Origin of the sequence: Allobosea sp. UC22_33, assembly GCF_042700715.1 — a bacterium.
Lineage (GTDB): Bacteria > Pseudomonadota > Alphaproteobacteria > Rhizobiales > Beijerinckiaceae > Allobosea.
The window spans coordinates 1187321-1204207 of record NZ_CP170556.1 but is presented as its reverse complement, the minus strand read 5'-3'; the positions used below and the strand labels follow the sequence as shown (position 1 = coordinate 1204207).

The 16887-nt window shown below is 66.4% G+C and carries 21 protein-coding genes; 10 read left to right on the top strand and 11 right to left on the bottom strand.

From position 1 onward, the window contains the following. Positions 1 to 10: 10 nt before the first annotated feature. Entirely contained in the window at positions 11 to 307 is a 297-nt protein-coding gene (locus tag ACFJGT_RS05655; RefSeq protein WP_377846732.1) for a nucleotidyltransferase family protein, read from the top strand. Continuing rightward, positions 307 to 651 carry a DUF86 domain-containing protein gene (locus ACFJGT_RS05650; RefSeq protein WP_377846729.1) on the top strand — a complete coding sequence of 115 codons (345 nt, stop codon included), beginning with the start codon at positions 307 to 309 and terminating at the stop codon, positions 649 to 651. Before ACFJGT_RS05655 ends, ACFJGT_RS05650 begins: the two co-directional genes overlap by 1 nt. A 62-nt stretch (positions 652 to 713) precedes the next feature. Here ACFJGT_RS05650 and ACFJGT_RS05645 read toward each other — a convergent pair whose 3' ends face one another. The 5 genes from ACFJGT_RS05645 to ACFJGT_RS05625 form a co-directional block, all read right to left on the bottom strand. Next, complete coding sequence (locus ACFJGT_RS05645; RefSeq protein WP_377846727.1) at positions 714 to 983, bottom strand: hypothetical protein; 270 nt, start codon at positions 981 to 983, stop codon at positions 714 to 716. 97 nt (positions 984 to 1080) lie between these two features. Further along, on the bottom strand, positions 1081 to 1869 hold the full coding sequence (locus ACFJGT_RS05640) for an ABC transporter permease (protein WP_377846725.1): 789 nt from the start codon (positions 1867 to 1869) through the stop codon (positions 1081 to 1083). Then, entirely contained in the window at positions 1866 to 2768 is a 903-nt protein-coding gene (locus ACFJGT_RS05635; protein WP_377846723.1) for an ABC transporter permease, read from the bottom strand. Before ACFJGT_RS05635 ends, ACFJGT_RS05640 begins: the two co-directional genes overlap by 4 nt. Then, on the bottom strand, positions 2765 to 3919 hold the full coding sequence (locus ACFJGT_RS05630; RefSeq protein ID WP_377846721.1) for an ABC transporter ATP-binding protein: 1155 nt from the start codon (positions 3917 to 3919) through the stop codon (positions 2765 to 2767). Before ACFJGT_RS05630 ends, ACFJGT_RS05635 begins: the two co-directional genes overlap by 4 nt. Before the next feature lie 26 nt (positions 3920 to 3945). Then, on the bottom strand, positions 3946 to 5058 hold the full coding sequence (locus ACFJGT_RS05625) for a polyamine ABC transporter substrate-binding protein (protein WP_377846718.1): 1113 nt from the start codon (positions 5056 to 5058) through the stop codon (positions 3946 to 3948). 146 nt (positions 5059 to 5204) lie between these two features. On the opposite strand from ACFJGT_RS05625, the gene ACFJGT_RS05620 reads away from it, so the two are divergent. The 3 genes from ACFJGT_RS05620 to ACFJGT_RS05610 all read left to right on the top strand — a co-directional run bounded on the left by ACFJGT_RS05620 (position 5205) and on the right by ACFJGT_RS05610 (position 6574). Continuing rightward, on the top strand, positions 5205 to 5960 hold the full coding sequence (locus ACFJGT_RS05620) for a DUF3750 domain-containing protein (protein WP_377846716.1): 756 nt from the start codon (positions 5205 to 5207) through the stop codon (positions 5958 to 5960). A gap of 73 nt (positions 5961 to 6033) precedes the next feature. Beyond that, positions 6034 to 6264, top strand: coding sequence for an antitoxin MazE family protein (locus ACFJGT_RS05615; protein ID WP_377848931.1), 231 nt, complete (start codon positions 6034 to 6036; stop codon positions 6262 to 6264). Next, a complete protein-coding gene (locus ACFJGT_RS05610) occupies positions 6251 to 6574 on the top strand; it encodes a type II toxin-antitoxin system PemK/MazF family toxin (protein ID WP_377846714.1) in 324 nt (107 codons plus the stop codon). Before ACFJGT_RS05615 ends, ACFJGT_RS05610 begins: the two co-directional genes overlap by 14 nt. Positions 6575 to 6598: 24 nt before the next feature. On the opposite strand, the gene ACFJGT_RS05605 is transcribed toward ACFJGT_RS05610, so the two are convergent. Then, positions 6599 to 7882, bottom strand: a complete 1284-nt coding sequence (locus ACFJGT_RS05605; RefSeq protein ID WP_377846712.1) for a cystathionine gamma-synthase family protein — start codon at positions 7880 to 7882, stop codon at positions 6599 to 6601. A gap of 133 nt (positions 7883 to 8015) precedes the next feature. Here ACFJGT_RS05605 and ACFJGT_RS05600 point away from each other — a divergent pair, with 133 nt between their 5' ends. Further along, positions 8016 to 8486 carry an Lrp/AsnC family transcriptional regulator gene (locus tag ACFJGT_RS05600; RefSeq protein ID WP_377846710.1) on the top strand — a complete coding sequence of 157 codons (471 nt, stop codon included), beginning with the start codon at positions 8016 to 8018 and terminating at the stop codon, positions 8484 to 8486. A 6-nt stretch (positions 8487 to 8492) separates the two neighbouring features. Here ACFJGT_RS05600 and ACFJGT_RS05595 read toward each other — a convergent pair whose 3' ends face one another. The 4 genes from ACFJGT_RS05595 to ACFJGT_RS05580 form a co-directional block, all read right to left on the bottom strand. Further along, the gene (locus ACFJGT_RS05595) at positions 8493 to 9377 is read right to left on the bottom strand and encodes a hypothetical protein (RefSeq protein ID WP_377846708.1); all 885 of its coding nucleotides are present in this window, start codon (positions 9375 to 9377) and stop codon (positions 8493 to 8495) included. Positions 9378 to 9390: 13 nt separating this feature from the next. Then, positions 9391 to 10398, bottom strand: a complete 1008-nt coding sequence (locus ACFJGT_RS05590; RefSeq protein WP_377846706.1) for an alpha/beta hydrolase — start codon at positions 10396 to 10398, stop codon at positions 9391 to 9393. 134 nt (positions 10399 to 10532) lie between these two features. After that, positions 10533 to 11060 (bottom strand): alpha/beta hydrolase, encoded by a 528-nt coding sequence (locus ACFJGT_RS05585; RefSeq protein ID WP_377846704.1) that lies wholly within the window; start codon positions 11058 to 11060, stop codon positions 10533 to 10535. After that, positions 10990 to 11664 (bottom strand): alpha/beta hydrolase, encoded by a 675-nt coding sequence (locus tag ACFJGT_RS05580; RefSeq protein WP_377846702.1) that lies wholly within the window; start codon positions 11662 to 11664, stop codon positions 10990 to 10992. Before ACFJGT_RS05580 ends, ACFJGT_RS05585 begins: the two co-directional genes overlap by 71 nt. Before the next feature lie 153 nt (positions 11665 to 11817). Between ACFJGT_RS05580 and meaB the strand changes: the two genes are divergently transcribed. Both meaB and ACFJGT_RS05570 read left to right on the top strand, forming a co-directional pair. Next, positions 11818 to 12804, top strand: a complete 987-nt coding sequence (gene meaB / locus ACFJGT_RS05575) for a methylmalonyl Co-A mutase-associated GTPase MeaB (RefSeq protein ID WP_377846700.1) — start codon at positions 11818 to 11820, stop codon at positions 12802 to 12804. Positions 12805 to 13054: 250 nt separating this feature from the next. Then, complete coding sequence (locus ACFJGT_RS05570) at positions 13055 to 14425, top strand: TIGR03808 family TAT-translocated repetitive protein (RefSeq protein WP_377846698.1); 1371 nt, start codon at positions 13055 to 13057, stop codon at positions 14423 to 14425. A 7-nt stretch (positions 14426 to 14432) separates the two neighbouring features. On the opposite strand, the gene ACFJGT_RS05565 is transcribed toward ACFJGT_RS05570, so the two are convergent. Continuing rightward, positions 14433 to 15431 (bottom strand): asparaginase, encoded by a 999-nt coding sequence (locus tag ACFJGT_RS05565; RefSeq protein ID WP_377846696.1) that lies wholly within the window; start codon positions 15429 to 15431, stop codon positions 14433 to 14435. Positions 15432 to 15571: 140 nt separating this feature from the next. Here ACFJGT_RS05565 and ACFJGT_RS05560 point away from each other — a divergent pair, with 140 nt between their 5' ends. Both ACFJGT_RS05560 and ACFJGT_RS05555 read left to right on the top strand, forming a co-directional pair. Further along, a complete protein-coding gene (locus ACFJGT_RS05560) occupies positions 15572 to 16396 on the top strand; it encodes an alpha/beta hydrolase (RefSeq protein ID WP_377846694.1) in 825 nt (274 codons plus the stop codon). Positions 16397 to 16449: 53 nt separating this feature from the next. After that, the gene (locus ACFJGT_RS05555) at positions 16450 to 16686 is read left to right on the top strand and encodes an Lrp/AsnC ligand binding domain-containing protein (protein ID WP_038361355.1); all 237 of its coding nucleotides are present in this window, start codon (positions 16450 to 16452) and stop codon (positions 16684 to 16686) included. Positions 16687 to 16887: the final 201 nt, after the last annotated feature.

The following is a 16887-nucleotide window of genomic DNA, read 5'->3' as shown; positions in this document are numbered from 1 at the left end:
CAGCTCCGCCATGATGAGCCAGGACGAACTGAAGCAGCGCATTCTGGCCAAGCGTCCGGATTTGCGGGCGCGCGGCGTCAGTCATATGGCGCTGTTCGGCTCGCGGGCGCGCGGCGATGCGCGTCAGGACAGCGATATCGACCTGATGATCGAAGTCGACGATCCCGGCTTCTCCCTTATCGATCTGGTCGGGATCCAGCAGGACCTGTCGGAAGATATCGGCCTGCCGGTCCAAATCACCATGCGCCGCAGCCTGCCCGAACGCCTCGCGGACAACATCCGAAACGAGACCGTCGAGCTGTTCTGATGGCGGCCACCTTTCGCGACCGCATCGCACATATGAAGGATGCGATCGCGCATATCCGCACCCTTCGCTCCGAAGTCTCCGACAGCCGGATCAGGCACGATCCGGTCTTGCGCGCGGCTCTGGAACGCTTCTTCGAGATCATCAGCGAAGCAAGCCGGCATATCCCCGAAGAACGGCGCGCCGCCTATCCACACATTCCCTGGAAGCGCATCGCGGGCATCGGCAATGTTCTGCGCCATGCCTATGACGGCGTCGACATCGACCTGCTTCTCAACACGGCAGGGCCCGAGCTCGATGCGCTGGAGCTGGTGGTCACGCAATTGCTCGACAATACCCCGGAATAAAAGAAGGCGGGCGCTGCCAGCCGGCAGCGCCCGCCCCATGATCACGACCGACGTGGCGACACTTACCGCCAGCCGTAACCATAGCCGTAACGCGGCGGAGGCGGCCGCATGCCGTAACCGTCGGAATAGCGATGCCAGCGGCGCTGACCCCAGAAGCCGTGGACGGCCGGCGGCGCCGGGCGCCAGCCATAGCCGTAGGCCGGGCGATCATAGGAGCGCTCGTAGCCGCCGAAGGCCTGGGCTTCGCCCGCTCCGGCGAAGGCCGAGGCTGCGAGAACGGCGCCGCTGAGCGCGAGAGCCGTCAAACCGATCCGGGCGCGATTGCCAAACATGGTCTCATGTCCTGTTCCGGCAGGGGTCGCCCTGCCACGGATCGGACATTCGCAGGTTCTGGCTGAACGGGCTTTGAGGGCGCCGTTCAGCCGCCGTTTAGCTGCCGGCCAGTTGCTCGCGCTTCAAAAGCAGCGAGGCCGCGATAACGACGACGGCGACGGCGCCGATCATGATCGTGCAGGCGGCGTTGATCTCGGGCGAGACGCCGAGCTTGACCGCCGAATAGAGCCGCATCGGCAGCGTCGTCGCGCCGGGCCCCGTGGTGAAGCTCGCGATCACGAGATCGTCGAGCGAGAGCGTGAAGGCGAGCATCCAGGCCGCCGCCACGGCCGGCCAGATCAAGGGCAGGGTCACGGTCCAGAAGGTGACGAAGGGCGTGGCGCCCAAATCCTGCGCCGCCTCCTCCAGCGAGCGGTCGAAGCCCGCCAGACGCGACTGCACGACGATGCAGGCGAAGCCGAGGCTGAAGGTGGCGTGGGCGATCGTCACGGTCCAGAAACCGCGCTCGACATCGGCGGCAACGAAGAGCAGCAGCAGCGACAGGCCGGTCACCACCTCGGGCATGACCAGCGGCGCCAGCACCATACCGGAGAACAAGGTGCGCCCGGCGAAACGGCCGTGCCGCGCCAAAGCGAGCGCCGCCAGCGTGCCGAGGATCGTCGCCAGCGTCGCGGAGACGAAGCCGAGGCGGATCGAGAGCCAGGCGGCGTCGAGCAGCGGCTGGTTCTGCATCAGCGCGCCATACCAATGCGTCGAGAAGCCGCCCCAGACCGTCACCAGCCGGGAGGCGTTGAAGGAATAGGCGATGAGCGTCAGGATCGGCAGATAGAGGAAGGCGAAGCCGACGATCAGCGCCAGGATCAATCCGGGACCGAGCCGGCTCATGCCGCCATCTCCCGCTGCAACCTTGCGCGCTGCAAGAGGACCAGCGGCAGCACCAGCACGACGAGCAGCACCACCGCCACGGCCGAGGCCAGCGGCCAGTCGCGGTTCGAGAAGAACTCGCTCCAGAGCACCTTGCCGATCATCACCGTGTCGGGGCCGCCGAGCAGATCGGGGATGACGAACTCGCCGACCGCCGGGATGAAGACCAGCGCGGAACCGGCGAGGATGCCGGGCAACGAGAGTGGCAGGGTCACCGTGAGGAAGGCCGTGACCGGCGTGGCGCCGAGATCGGCCGCCGCCTCAAGCAGGCCGCGATCGAGTTTCTCCAGCGTCGCGAAGAGCGGCAGCACCATGAAGGGCAGGTAAGAATAGACCATGCCGAGAAGCACCGCCGTCTCGGTATTCAGAAGGCGCAGCGGCTCACCCTCGAAACCGAGGAAGGCGAGCGTCGCATCGAGCAACCCTTCCGGCCTCAAGATGCCGATCCAGGCGTAGACACGGATCAGGAAGGAGGTCCAGAACGGCAGGATGACGAAGACGAGCAGGATGCCACGCCAGCGCGCGGGCGCGGAGGCCATGGCGTAAGCCAGCGGATAGCCGATCGCGAGGGCGAAGACGGTGGTTAGCGCCGCGATGCGCAGTGAGTAGAGATAGCTCTGCCAGTAGAGGGCATCGTCGCCGAGCAGGCTGAAATTCGCGATATCGAGCTGCGAGAGGAAGTCGGCGAGCTGGGCGAGGCCTTCCCAATGCGGCGCATAGGGTGGCAGGGCCGTCGCCGCCTGCGAAAAGGCCATGCGCAGCACGATGGCGAAGGGTGCGAGGAAGAACAGCGCAAGCCAGAGATAGGGCACGGCCACCACGAGCCGGCCCAGCCGCTGCAGCGAGGCGACCGCCCTCATGGCGGCAGCACCACGCCAGCCTCGACATCCCAGGAGAGCCAGACCTTGTCGTCCCAGGCGAAGGGCCGCGCCAGCCGGCGCGTGCGGTTGGCGAGCGCGACCTTGACGAGCTGCCCCTCGTCGCCACCCAGCATCACCTGGATCATGGTGAAGTCGCCGAGATAGCCGATATCCCAGATCTCGCCCGCGACCTTGTTGACCGCCTGACAGGGCTCGTCATGGCCGATCTCGATCTTCTCCGGCCGGATGCCGAGGACGAGCGGCTCGCCCGGCTTCAGAGTCGGAGCTTCCTCGTCGAACTCGACGGTGCCGACATGCGGCACTTCGGCCCGGACCAGCTCCCCCTCGACGGCGGTAATCCGACCCTCGAAGATATTGATGTCGCCGACGAATTCCGCGACGTGGCGGTTGGCCGGCGCCTCGTAGATCACGTCGGGCGGGCCGATCTGGACGAGCTTGCCATGGTCCATCACCGCCATGCGGTCGGCCATGGTCATCGCCTCGTCCTGGTCGTGGGTGACGACCATGAAGGTAAGGCCGAGCTCGCTCTGCAGGTCCATCAATTCGAACTGGGTCTGCTCGCGCAGCTTCTTGTCGAGCGCGGCCATCGGCTCGTCGAGCAGCAGCAGCTTCGGCCGCTTCGCGAGCGAACGGGCGAGAGCGACGCGCTGGCGCTGCCCCCCGGAAAGCTGGTGCGGCTTGCGCTGCCCAAGGCCGGCGAGCTTGACCAGCGCCAGCATCTCCTCGACGCGCCGGTCGATCTCGGCGCGCGGCAACCCTTCGCGCTTCAGCCCATAGGCAATATTGCCGGCCACGCTGAGATGCGGGAACAGCGCATAGGATTGGAACATCATGTTGATCGGCCGCAGATGCGGCGGGATGCCGGTGATGTCCTGCCCGTCGAGCAGGATCGTGCCGGCATCGGGCGTCTCGAAACCGGCGAGCATGCGCATCAGCGTGGTCTTGCCGCAGCCGGACGGGCCGAGCAGCGCGAAGAACTCGCGCGGGTAGAGCGCGAGCGAGAGATCGCCCACCGCGGTGACGTCGCCAAAGCGCTTGGTCACGCCCTGGAACTGCACGAGCGGCTTCGCCGCCGGGTCGTTCCAGGGCTGGAAGGCCCGGCGCACGCTGCCGGGCGAGGTTCTCTTCATGGAGCCAGCGATCTGTCCGGTGCCGGTCACTTGCCGGTCTTCACGCGGGTCCAGAGCCGGTTCACCAGCCGCTGCGCCTTCTGGTCATAGGGCGTGATCGTGTAGAGCCGCCCCATCACCGCGTCCGACGGATAGATGCCGGGATTGTCGCGCACCGCCGCCGAGAGGAACGGCTTCGAGGCGATGTTGCCGTTGGCATACTGGATGAAGTCCGAGTTCTTCGCCGCCATCTCGGGCTTGTTGACGAAGTCGATGAACTTCATGGCGGCCTCGACATTGCCGGCATCCTTCGGGATCACCAGCGAGTCGAACCACATCAGCGCACCTTCCTTCGGGATAGAATAGGCGATCTGGACGCCGTTCTTCGCTTCCTCGGCGCGTTTCTTGGCCTGGAGGATGTCGCCGGAATAGCCGACGGCGAGGCAGATATCGCCGTTCGCCAGGGCGTTGATGTATTCCGACGAATGGAACTTCTGGATATGCGGGCGGATCTTGCGCAGGAGCTCCCCGGCCTTGTTGAGATCGGCCTCGTTCTTGGAGTCGGGATCGAGCCCGAGATAGCGCAGAGCGGCCGGGAACATCTCCTCGACCGCATCGAGGACATGGACGCCGCAATTCGAGAGCTTCTTCAGCGTCTCCGGCTCGAAGACGATCTTCCAGCTGTCGATCACCGCATCGGGACCGAGGCGCTCCTTGATCTTGGCGGTGTTGTAGCCGATCCCCGTGGTGCCCCACATGTAGTTCACGGCGTATTTGTTGCCGGGATCGTATTTCGACAGCCGGGTCTGGATTTCCGGCCAGAGATTCCTGAGGTTGGGCGCCTTGTCCTTGTCGACCGGCTGGTAGAGGCCGAGCGGGATATGGCGCGGCAGGAAGGAGGCTGTGACGACGATCAGGTCGTAGCCGGTCTTGCCGGCGAGAAGCTTGGTCTCGACCGTCTCCATCTGGTCGAAGGTGTCGTAGACGACGGTGATGCCGGTTTCCTTCTTGAAGGCGTCGAGCACCTCCGGATCGACATAATCGGACCAGTTGAAGATGCGCAGCTGCTTGTCCTGCGCGGTCACCGGCGTGGTCAGAAGTCCCAATCCGATCGCGCAAGCGGCAATCGCCTCGGTCAGTCGCTTCGTCGTCCTACCCAATCCGCCCCTCCATCGTGTTGGTGCGCGCACGCTACCAGCTTTCCCCCCGGCTTCAACCGCGATCGGGCGCGATCGAACGCCCGCGCACAGGCAAGCTGCGCCTGACGCAAGCGTGAACGGCAGCAGCCTTGCCGGCCTCCGCCGTCATGCACATACCGTACCGCATGCGCCTGTTCCGCCGCTTCCTGCTGTTCTTCGCGATTGCCTTCCTGCTGCCGCTCGCGAGCCATGCGGGCTGGTGGACCTGGCAGACGCATGCGCCGAACTGGCAGCGCGCCGACTGGACGAGCGCCAAGCTCCTGCCGGCGGCTTCCGCCGAGCCCGAAGCGACGGTGCATGTCTTCGCCGCGCGTGTCGGGCGCTGGCGCGGTATCTTCGCGCATCATTCCTGGGTCGTGGTGAAGGAGCGTGGCGCTTCCGCCTATACCCGCTTCGACGTCGTCGGCTGGGGCGCACCGCTCCGGGTCAACCATCGCGAGGCCGATGGCCGCTGGTTCGGCAACATACCCGAGCCCGTTGCCGAAATTCGCGGGGAAGCGGCCGAGCGTCTGATCCCGCGCATCCGTGCCGCCGTGGCTGACTACACCTATTCCAGTCCCGGCAGCTATCTCGCCTGGCCGGGCCCGAACTCGAACAGCTTCGTCCAGCATGTCCTGGCGGAGGTGCCGGAGCTCCGGCAGGCGCTGCCACCGACCGCACTCGGCAAGGACTGGCGCGCCGATGGCCTTTTCGCCGGGCTGACCGCAAGCCGCACCGGCATCCAGGCCTCGCTCTATGGGCTCGCCGGCGTCACCGTCGGCTGGGTCGAGGGTATCGAGATCAACCTGCTCGGCCTCGTCGCCGGGCTCGACCTGCGCAGCCCGGCGCTGAAGCTACCGGGCTGGGGACGGGTCGGGGTTTAAGGCCCGCAGCGTCAGCCAGCCTTGCAGAGCACCCAAGTAATCGTTACATGTAACGATGATCGAGGTGATCGATATGGCCAGTTCGACTGCGAGACGAGTTCAGAAGCGCCGTGATGCCTTGCGGGCGGCTGGGCTGCGGCCAGTTCAAATCTGGGTTCCCGATACGCGAAGCCCCGGGTTCAGCACGGAGTGCAGCCGTCAGGCCCGCCTCGTTGCCGCGAGCGACAACACTGATCGGGAACTGGACGCGTTCCTCGACATCGCCCTTGAAGACCTTAACCGCGCCCCGAATGAAGCGCGGTGACCTCGTCACCGTCGCGATCGCGGGGGATTTCGGCAAGCCGCGCCCTGCCCTCGTCGTTCAGGCCGATCCGTTCGAGCTGACGGCGACGGTGACCTTGCTGCTCATCTCCAGCGATCTCGTCGATGCGCCGCTCATCCGATTGAGCGTCGAGCCCGACGCGACGAACGGGTTTCGCCTTGCCTCCCAGATCATGGTCGACAAGGCGATGACCGTGCGCCGGGAGCGGGTCGGCCCGGTTTTCGGCCGCCTCGATCCCGAGATGATGATCACGGTAAACCGGTCGCTGGCGCTTTTCCTCGGCCTCGGCTGAGGCAAGCGCCGCGACCGCGCAGCATCACACCGCTTCGAAGGCCTGCGCCAGATCCGAGATCAGGTCCTCGATGTTCTCGATGCCGACCGAGATGCGGATCAGCGCATCGGTCAAGCCGATCTCCTCGCGCAATTCGCGGGCGACGCCGGAATGGGTCATCGCCGCCGGATGGGAGACCAGCGTCTCGGTGCCGCCGAGGCTGACCGCGAGCTTCATGATCTGGAGGTTGTCGAGCAGCGCGAAGGCCTCCTTCTCGCCACCCTTGACGTCGAAGGCGAAGGTCGAGCCTGCCGCCGTGCACTGACGGTCGAAGACCGCCTTGCGCGGATCGCCGTCCTTGAGATTGCCGAGATAATGAACCCTGGCGACCTTGGGGTGGCTCGCGAGATACTCCGCCACAAGCTTAGCGTTCTCGTTGGCGCGGCTCATGCGGATATCGAGCGTCTCCAGCGAGCGCATCAGCATCCAGCAGGAGTTCGGATCGGCCTGCGTGCCGAGCGAACCGCGCCAGGCCTTGACCTGACGGACGAGCGCCTCGGAGCCGCTGATCGAGCCGCCGACGAGGTCGGAATGGCCGCCGACATATTTGGTCAGCGAGAGCAGCGAGAGATCGGCGCCCTGCTTCAGCGGCTTCTGGTATTTCGGGCCGAGCATGGTGTTGTCGACGACGACGGGCGGGCGGTGGCCCTGCGACTTCTCGAGTTCGTCCGCGATCGCCTTGCAGGCGGCGAGGTCGACGAGACCATTGGTCGGGTTGGCCGGGGTCTCGACCAGGATCATCGCGACGCGGCCCTTGGCAGCGGCGGCCCGCGCGACGTCACGCATCTGCTCGATGTCGAGCCCGTCGGTGAACCCGAAGGGCGTGACGCCGAAGGCGCCCATCTGGTTCTTCAGCAGCGTCTCGGTGCCGCCGTAGAGCGGGCGGGAATGCAGGATCGTGTCGCCCGGCCGCAGGAAGGCAAAGCAGGTCGTCGCGATCGCGGCCATGCCCGAGGCGAAGACGGCGCATTTCTCGGCCTCGTCCCAGATCGCCAGGCGATCCTCGAGGATCTCCATGTTGGGATGGTTGAAGCGCGAATAGACCAGGCCGGGCTTCTCACCGGGCTTGGGCTGGCGCCGGCCCGAGGTGAAATCGAAGAAGTCCTTGCCCTGCTGGGCGTTCTGGAAAACGAAGGTCGAGGTCAGGAAGACCGGCGGCTTGAGCGAGCCCTCCGACATGGCCGGCGAATAGCCGAAGCCCATCATCAGCGTCTCGGGATGGAGCTTGCGGTTGGCGATCCGGTCCTTGTGGTAGTTGTCTTCGCTCATGGCGCTCTCCCTTGCGATCCTGCGACGCAGGCCGGTTTCTGGCATCAGATTATTCCCATCAGCGCGCCATTGCTTGGCCGATCAGCATCATCCTAATGTGCGCTGAGCAGCTTTCTGCTCAATTTTGACAGGGATGGAGCATATCGTGCTCGACAGCATCGACCGCCGGATTCTCGCCGTGCTGCGCGAGGACGGGCGCATCACCAACCAGGACCTGTCGCAGCGCGTCGGGCTCTCGCCGACGCCGTGCCTGCGGCGTCTGAAGCGGCTGGAGGAGACCGGCGTCATCCAGGGCTATACGGCGGTCGTCGACCCCAAGGCCTATGGCCTGCCCTTCAGCGTCTTCGTCTCGGTGCGGCTGACCCAGCAGAACCAGGAGCAGATCGCCGAATTCGAGAAAGCCGTCGAAAGCTGGAGCGAAGTCGCCGAGTGCTACCTTATGACCGGCTCGCAGGACTACCTGCTGCGCGTCGTCACCGATGGCATCGAGGGCTATGAGCGCTTCCTGAAACAGAAGGCGACCCGGCTGAAATGCATCCAGTCTGTCGAATCCAATTTCGCGCTGGCGACGATCAAGAAGCGCTCCGGCCTGCCGCCGGTCTAGCCGTTTTCAACGGGCGGTGAACAACTCGGTCGCCGCTGCCTTGGCCATGCCCCTCTGGTCGTGCGCGACGCCGGGCACGACGATCTCACGCCAGCGCAATGTCACACCAAGACGGCGCGCTTCCGCGCGGGCCGCTGCGATGAAGTGCTCGCCACGGGCGAAGCGGGTCGGCCCCTGCTCCTCGGCACCGCGGGACTTGTTGAGCTGATAATGATTGGGATCGGTGTCCTGATCGCCGAGCATGACCAGCATCGGCTTGGCGAAAGCACGGGTCAGCGTCGCATCGGTCGCGGGAGTGCCCTTGAGCGAATAGGGATAGGCGCGCTCACCGGCCAAGGCGGGCAGCGTGTAATAGCCGGCATTCGCCACGGCCGCCGTCGCGATGCGCGCCTCCGGCATCAGCATGACCATGCGATGCACGAACTGGGCGCCAGCCGAATGCCCGAAGATCGTATAGCTGTCGCCGGCAACACGGCCACTGGCGCGAGCGGCGTCGAACAGCCTCTCGATCAGGTCGAATGTCCATTTCGCCTTGTCGGGCTCGCCGCGCACGTCACCTTGCTGGAACCGGCGGCTGGAAAACTGCTCCTTGTCGAAACGCGGGGCCAGAACCAGGAAACCGGCCTGGTCGGCGGCAGCCTTCCAGGCATCGCGCGCGCCCTTGGCATTGCGGCCCATCCCGTGGATCGCGATCAGCAGCGGACAAGGCTTGTCGGCACAGGCCGGCGGCGCATAGCTCGAAACCGCAATGGTGGCCGGCAGCGGATCGGCATAGCTGCCCTCGGCTGGTCCGGTCCCGGCGAAGAGCGCCGGCGTTTCGGCAGAAGCGGCGGGCAGGCCGAGGCCAAGCGCCAGCACGACCGCCGTCAGTCCCCAACCCAACCGCACCATTCCGCCCGCTCCTCTAGCCGCCGCGATCCATGGCGCGGCGCACGACCTGCGTGACCTCGCTGTTGGACAGGAAGAGGTCGTGGCGCAACATGCTCCAGCCCCGCCCGGAGGTGTCCGCGACCCTGACACCCAACGCCTCCAGCCGCGAACGATCCGCCGCACCGGCGCGCGCGACGCCACCGGCGATGCGCGCCGAGACGGCCAGCGCCCGGTCGCCGGGATCGATGATCACGGTCATGCGCTGGGCCAGCGGGCCGAGCCGCTTCACCGTCTGCTCGAAGGCGTCGATATCGACATCGGGCGAGGCCAGCACGACCGAGCCGATCCGGGCATAGACGTCCTGGGAATCGCGCAATTCACGCAGGCCTTCCAAGGTCAGGAAGGTGCCCATGGAATGGGCGACGATGTGAATGCGACCCACCGTGGGGTTGGCGACGAGCGCCTGCAGCGTCTGGACGAAGCCGTCGCGCGACCAGAGCGCGCTCTCGCGGTCATAGGCATAGTCGAAGAGCTTGCCGCCGGAGGGCCAGGTGAACAGGGCGGTGCGGCCCTGGAATTCCAGGGAGTGGGAGAGCTGGCCTGCGCTGCGGGCAGCGGTCTCGAAGGTTTCGTTGAAGCCATGGATATAGAGCAGCACGTCGCGGCCGTTCACGGCATCGGAGAAGGCGCGCGCCGCGGCGTCCCCCGTGGTCTCACGCGAGATCCCGAGCACCTCCCAGTCGCCGCTGACCGCCGAGGAGACGCGGCCCGAGATGCCGCGCCCGGGCGGCGACAGCCTCGTCTCGGCGAAGGTCAGCGGACCACGATCCGTGTTGAAATAGGGTGTGGCATTGCCGGTCGACCGGCGGGTCGTCATGACGAGCAGACGTGGGTCCTTGCCGAGCGCCGAGGTATCGGCACGCTCCGGTTCGGAGAAGGGCGATACGCTCGCTTCGCTCTGCGCGCAGGCGGCGAGCCCGAGCGGCAGGAACGCGGCGAGGGCCAGCGAACGGCATGAAAAGGCGCGCCTTGTAACGGGCATGGAGACGAATATCCGGTCAGAATGTGAGAGGCCGAACTGGCAGCCGTAACTCTAAAGGCAGGCCAAGGCGGCCAGAATGGGGCAAGGCCACCGCGGCCTGCGCGGGATCGCGCAGGCGTTGCATGGAAGCGACATCATTGCGCGGCGCCGGAAATGATCTGGATCGGCGCGGTAACGACAAGCCCGACGGTCGAGCCGACAGTGCCCATGACGCCGCCGGCGACATCGCCAAGCCGGTCGCCGAATTGCGGCCCGGCGAAGCCGATGCCCTTGTCCTGCTGCAGCCTCTGGCCGATGAGCTGCACCACTTTCGGCGAGGACGCGAATTTCGCGTGGTTGAGGCTGTCGCCGGAGGCAACCTCGGACAGGTCGATCAGCCGTACGCCGAGCTTTTCCAGCTCCGCGATCGTCTCGGTGTCCTTGCTCGACACTGCGCCGAGCCGCGTCTTGTCGCCGGCGAAGCGCCGGGAGAAGTCGAGCGCCCGGTCATCGGCCGAGACGAAGACGGTAATAGGCCGGCGGATCGCGCGCATCTGCGTCCTGAACACGTCGAGATCGACGTCCGGCGCCGCGAGCATGACGTCACGCAGCTTACCGCCGAAGGCACCGTCGCCGCGGATCGCGGCCTGCCGGAGCGTCTCCAGCGTCAGCAGCGTGCCCATCGAATGGGCCAGGATATCCATGCGCGACGGGCCGAGATCGCTGGCGATGGCGCGCAGATTCGCCCTCGAGGAAATCGCGGGAATAGAAGGCGCTCTCGCGATCATAGGGATAGGCCAGAAGCTGGCCGCGCGAGGGCCAGGTGAACAGCACCGGCACGCCTTTGAAGCCGGAATCATAGACGATCTGGGCGAAGCGATAGACCGAATCGGCGAAATTCGTGTTGTAGCCGTGGACGAAGACCAGCACGTCGCGCTGGGAGGCCGGCCGCCGCTGCAATTCCTTGCGCACGTCGGAGACGATCGGCGCAAGGTCGAGCTTCTGAAGATTGGTCGCGGTGAAGTGCTTCGCCGGGTCACCCGGCCCCGAATCGGGCAGCTCCAGATTGCCGGACTTGTGGGTAAGCGGCACGGTGATGTCGAGGCGGGCGAAGGAGAGCTTGGGCCCGCGTTCGCCGCTGAAATAGACTGGCTGCGCCGAGACCTCGCGCGTCGTCGCGACATAGATCTGGACAGTCGCCGCGACCTCCGCCTTCGGCGCTGCGCTCAGCTCAAGCACGCGCGGCGTGCCGCAGGCGGCGAGCGCCAGCGGCAGAAAAAGGACCAACAGGAAAACACGAAGCCGCATTGCCACGCACATCATCATCAAGTCGTCTCATCGCCACGGCGGATTCACAAGAGGCGGACATGACACAGTGATGAATCAAGTGGAGCGTCGGGAGTGCTTGTCGCCCATGTCCACGACTTGCTAACTGGCGGCATGGTCGACAGCAGTTCTCCAGCCGATCCGCTCGGCGATGCCATCCTCGCCGGCGAGCGCGCGGCGCTGGCCCGCGCGATCACGCTGGCGGAATCGCGCCGTGCCGACCATCGCGAACGGGCGCAGGCCCTGATCCAGCGGCTGCTCCCGCAGACCGGCCGCGCCATCCGCGTCGGCATCACCGGCGTGCCGGGCGTGGGCAAATCGACGACGATCGATGCGCTCGGCACCTATCTGACGGGCAAGGGCCACAGGGTCGCGGTGCTCGCCGTCGACCCCTCCTCGACCCGCACCGGCGGCTCGATCCTCGGCGACAAGACGCGGATGGCCCGGCTCGCGGTGGACCCCAACGCCTATATCCGCCCCTCCCCCTCCTCCGGAACGCTCGGCGGCGTCGCGGCCAAGACGCGCGAGACCATGCTGCTCTGCGAGGCCGCCGGCTTCGACGTGATCCTGGTCGAGACGGTCGGCGTCGGCCAGTCGGAGACCGCAGTCGCCGACCTCACCGATTTCTTCCTCGTGCTGATGCTGCCCAATGCCGGCGACGAATTGCAGGGCATCAAGAAGGGCATCATCGAGCTCGCAGACATGATCGCGGTCAACAAGGCCGATGGCGACGGCGCAACGCCTGCCCGCGCCGCCGCCGCGCAATACAAGGCCGCACTGCACATCCTGGCGCCGGCCTCGTCGCTCTGGAGCACGCCGGTCGTGACGATATCGGGGCTGACCGGGCTCGGTCTCGATGCCCTCTGGACCAAGGTCGAGGATCACCGCGCCCGCTTCGAGGCCAAAGGTCTGATCGCCGAAAAGCGCCGCAAGCAGGACGTGAAATGGATGTGGGCGATGGTGCAGGACCGATTGCAGGCGAAGCTGCGGCACGATCCTGCCCTCAAGGCCCGCACGCCCGAGCTGGAAGCCGCCGTCGCGGCCGGCCGCCTGCCCCCGACGGCAGCGGCCGAGGAGATCGCCCGGGCGTTGGGGCTGTAGAACTCGTAAGCTTTTCTCGGAAACACGCGTCATCCCGGACGCAGCGAAGTGGAGATCCGGGATCCATCGTAGGGCTCCAGCGCTTTACGATCGGATCCCGGGGGCAAGCCCGGGATGACGGCACGCTTCCGTGCAAAACCGCCGAATGCGCCCTTTTCCCGGATACTGTCGCGACCAGCGAAGCGGTCCCAGATCGGCACAGCCCAGACTGGCACAGGGCTTGATCCGCACCGGCCGAACAGGAGCTTCCATGATGCTTTCCCGACGCGGCGTGCTGGCGATGGGCCTTTTCGGCACGGCCTCAGCCGTTCTGCCCGCCCGCGCGCAATCGCGCGGAACGGCTGCCGGCCCGCTCGGCCAACTCGGGCTCGATGCCGGCCAGTTCGGCTTGCGTCCCGGTGCCACGGAGGATCAGTCGCGGCAGTTGCAGACCGCGCTGAAGCAGGCCGCCGCGCGTGGTGCGCCACTGCTGCTGGCTCCGGGCCGCTATCGGGTCGGCGGCGTTGTCCTGCCGGAGAATATGCGGATTGTCGGGGTGCCCGGCGAAACGTATCTCGTCACCGCCAACGGCCAGCCGGTCCTGATCGCCCGCAATATTGGCCGGGCGGAACTCTCCGGCCTGAGTTTCGACGGGCTCGACATTCCCGCCACCCAGCGCAGCGGACTGCTGACCGCCGAGAATGTCGGCGAGTTGACGGTCTCCGGCTGCGCCTTCGCCAAGGCCGGTTCCGCCGGCCTGACACTGGACCGCTGCGGCGGGCGCATCACGGCGAACCGCTTCGGCAACATGCGGGACGTAGCCGTGTTCGCCATCGATTCGAAGAGCCTTGTCGTCGAGCAGAACCGGATCGAGGATTGCGGCAATAACGGCATCCAGATCTGGCGCAACCAGCCGGGCGACGACGGCTCGATCGTACGCGGCAACCATGTGGCGCGCATCAGGACGGATGGTGGCGGCGACGGCCAGAACGGCAACGGCATCAATGTCTTTCGCGCCGGTGGTGTGATTGTCGAGGGTAACCAGATCCGCGACTGTGCGCTGACCTTCATCCGGAACAATTCCGGCTCGGGCGTCCAGATCCTCGGCAATCAGGGGCGGCGCTGCGGCGAAGTCGGCCTCTTCTCCGAATTTGCCTTCGAGGGCGCGATCCTGGCCAATAATTATCTCGAGGACTGCGCGGTGGGGGCCTGCATCACCAATCTCGACCATGGCGGGCGCATCGCGGTCTGCGCCAACAATATCATCCGCAACGCGACCCGCAGGGCCGCGCCCTTCAGCAAGGAGCCGGGCGGCGGCTTCGGCATCCAGGTCGAGGCGGAAGCGGCGGTGACCGGGAACGTCATCGAGAATGCCAGCGAGGTCGGCATCGTGCTCGGCTGGTCCTGGGCCATGCGCAATCTCGCCGCCACCGGAAACGTCATCAGCAAGACCGGGATCGGCATCTCGGTCTCGCTGGTGCCGAAGGAGCGCAACGCGCTGGTCGCCAACAACGTCATTTCCGAGGCCCGCAACGGCGCCGTGATCGGCACCGAATACGGCAAGCCCGTCTCCGGCGACCTGACGAAGGCCCCCGACGCCAGGGCGTCAGGGATCGTGGTGGCGAACAACGCGGTGCGCTGAGCCCGGTTCAGGCCGCGGGCGCGCGAATGCGGCCGACCTCGATGCCGTTCCAGTTCTTCAGGACGGTCTCGCGCAGCGGCGCGAAAGCGGCCTGCGTGGCGTCGTCCATCGGCAGGAAACGTGCGATCAGCGCGCCGAGCGCGATCTCGGCGGCGCGGCCGGCGCCGTCATCGCATTTCAGGGCGATCCCGTAGCCGAGTTCGGGCAAGGCGGCGCAATAGACGCCCTCAGCCCCGGTCTTGGTGAAGGCGCGCGCGCCGAGCAGGTCCATCAGGCGCGTGTCGTAGCGGCCGGTGCCGGCGACCATGAAGGGATGGGCCGCAACCGCCGCCCGGATGCGCGCCGCCGCCTTCGCCCGCTCCGGCCCGAAGCCGCGGCCGGTGCCGAGCCGGGCGAAGCCCAGAGCCAAGGCCGAAAGCGGGACGGCGTAGGACGGGATCGAGCAGCCGTCGATGCCCATGCGGTCGGCGCTATGTACTGCACCGGTCACGGCCTCCAGCGCGCCGCGCACGGCCTGCTGCACGGGATGGCTCGCCTTCACATAACCCTTGGGGTCTTCGTCCATGTTGCAGGACAGGCAGACGAAGCCGGCATGCTTGCCGGAGCAGTTATTGTTGAGGGCGCTCGGCTCGGCGCCCGACTTCGCCAGGGCGCGCGAGACGCCGTCGTTCGACGGCCAATGCGCGCCGCATTCGAGGCAACCGGCGTCGCGGCCGGCCTTGCGCAGCATCGCGAGCGACGTCTGGGCATGGAGCGGTTCGCCGGAATGCGAGGAGACCGCAAGCGCGATCTCGGCCTCGGTCAGCCCGTAGCGGTCAGCGGCCCCGCTTTCGATCAAGGGCAGGCCCTGGATCGCCTTGACGGCTGAGCGCGGGAAGACCGGGCGCTCGACATCGCCTGCGGAGAACACCACGCCACCATCGGCATCGGCGACGATCGCCGCGCCGCGATGGCGCGATTCGATGACATTGCCGCGTGTGACCTCGGCGAGAACAGGGTTTTCCATGGCGACCTCCGTTGCCCATTGGTACGGGCTTGCCGCCTTTTGGCGCCGGAGCGGGGTCATGTCAAAAGCGCTGGCGCGAAGCGCGCCGGGCTGCCACGGTGCGGCCCAGCAGACCCACGCATCTCAGCGATGGAAGACCGATGTCGCCGGACTACGAGACCGAATACAACAACCGCGCCCGCGTGCCGGAACATCCGGGAATCATCGCCGGCTGGCAGGCGGATGCCGCCGCCTATCGCAGCGAAGCGCTGTCCGAGCTGGACGTCTCCTATGGCGAAGGCGAGCGCCAAGCCTACGACCTGTTCAAGCCCGAGGCGATCCGCGGCAATGCGCTGGTGATGTTCATCCATGGCGGCTACTGGCAGGCGCTCGACCGCAGCTATTTCTCGCATATGGCGCGCGGACTGAACCGGCTCGGCCTGCCGGTCGCTGTCGTCGGCTACGATCTCTGCCCGCAGGTCCATCTCGGCCATATCGTCTGGGAATTGCAGCAGGCGGCCGCGGCGCTCTGGCGGCGTTTCGGCCTGCCGGTGATCGCGACGGGGCACTCCGCCGGCGGCCATCTCAGCGCCTGCACGCTCGCCACCGACTGGAAGAATGTCGACCCGGACCTGCCGGACCAGCTCGTGCCGGCAGCCTATGGCATCTCCGGCCTCTACAACCTGAAGCCCCTGACGGAGACCAGCATCAACAAGGCGCTGAATCTCGACCTGGCTGCCGCGGAGCTGGAAAGTCCGCTGTTCTGGCCGGCGCCTTCGCGATTGACGATGGACGCGGTCGTCGGTGGCGCCGAGAGCGACGAATATCACCGGCAGAGCCGCCGGCTGGTCGATGTCTGGGGGCTGGAAGGGGTGACGACGCGCTATGAAGAAATCCCCGGCGCCAACCATTTCACCGTGATCGCCGGGCTGACTGATCCGGAGAACGCCATGACACTGCGGATCGCCGCGCTCGCCGGCGCTTGATCTTTCCACGCCTGGGGCTCTATCCAGACCGCATCAGAATTTCGGAGCGCGCGATGCAGACCTTCTTCGTCGAGATCAAATGCAAGCTCGGCAAGACCTACGAGGTCGCCAGCGAACTGGCCGATCGCGAGATCGCCTCCGAGATCTACTCGACCGCCGGCAATTACGACATCCTGGCCAAGTTCCACGTCGCGGCCGATGTCGATATCGGCCATTTCGTCGCGCAGAAGGTGCAGTCGATCCCCGAGATCGCCGACACCCACACGATCATCACCTTCAAGGCGTTCTGAACTTCGCGCCGATGGCGCCGTGAATTTGTCGAATCGTTTCCGGCGCTTGCGTGCGACTTCTCGCATGCTGATTTAGCATCTTGCCACATTGATTCAAGTTGGCGCCCGCCTCATCCTTTCCGCCCCGGCGAAACTGCTGGCAGCACCGACGGCTTGACGGCATAGGGGCTTTCGCGCGACCAGCAGTGCTCGTACTGCGGG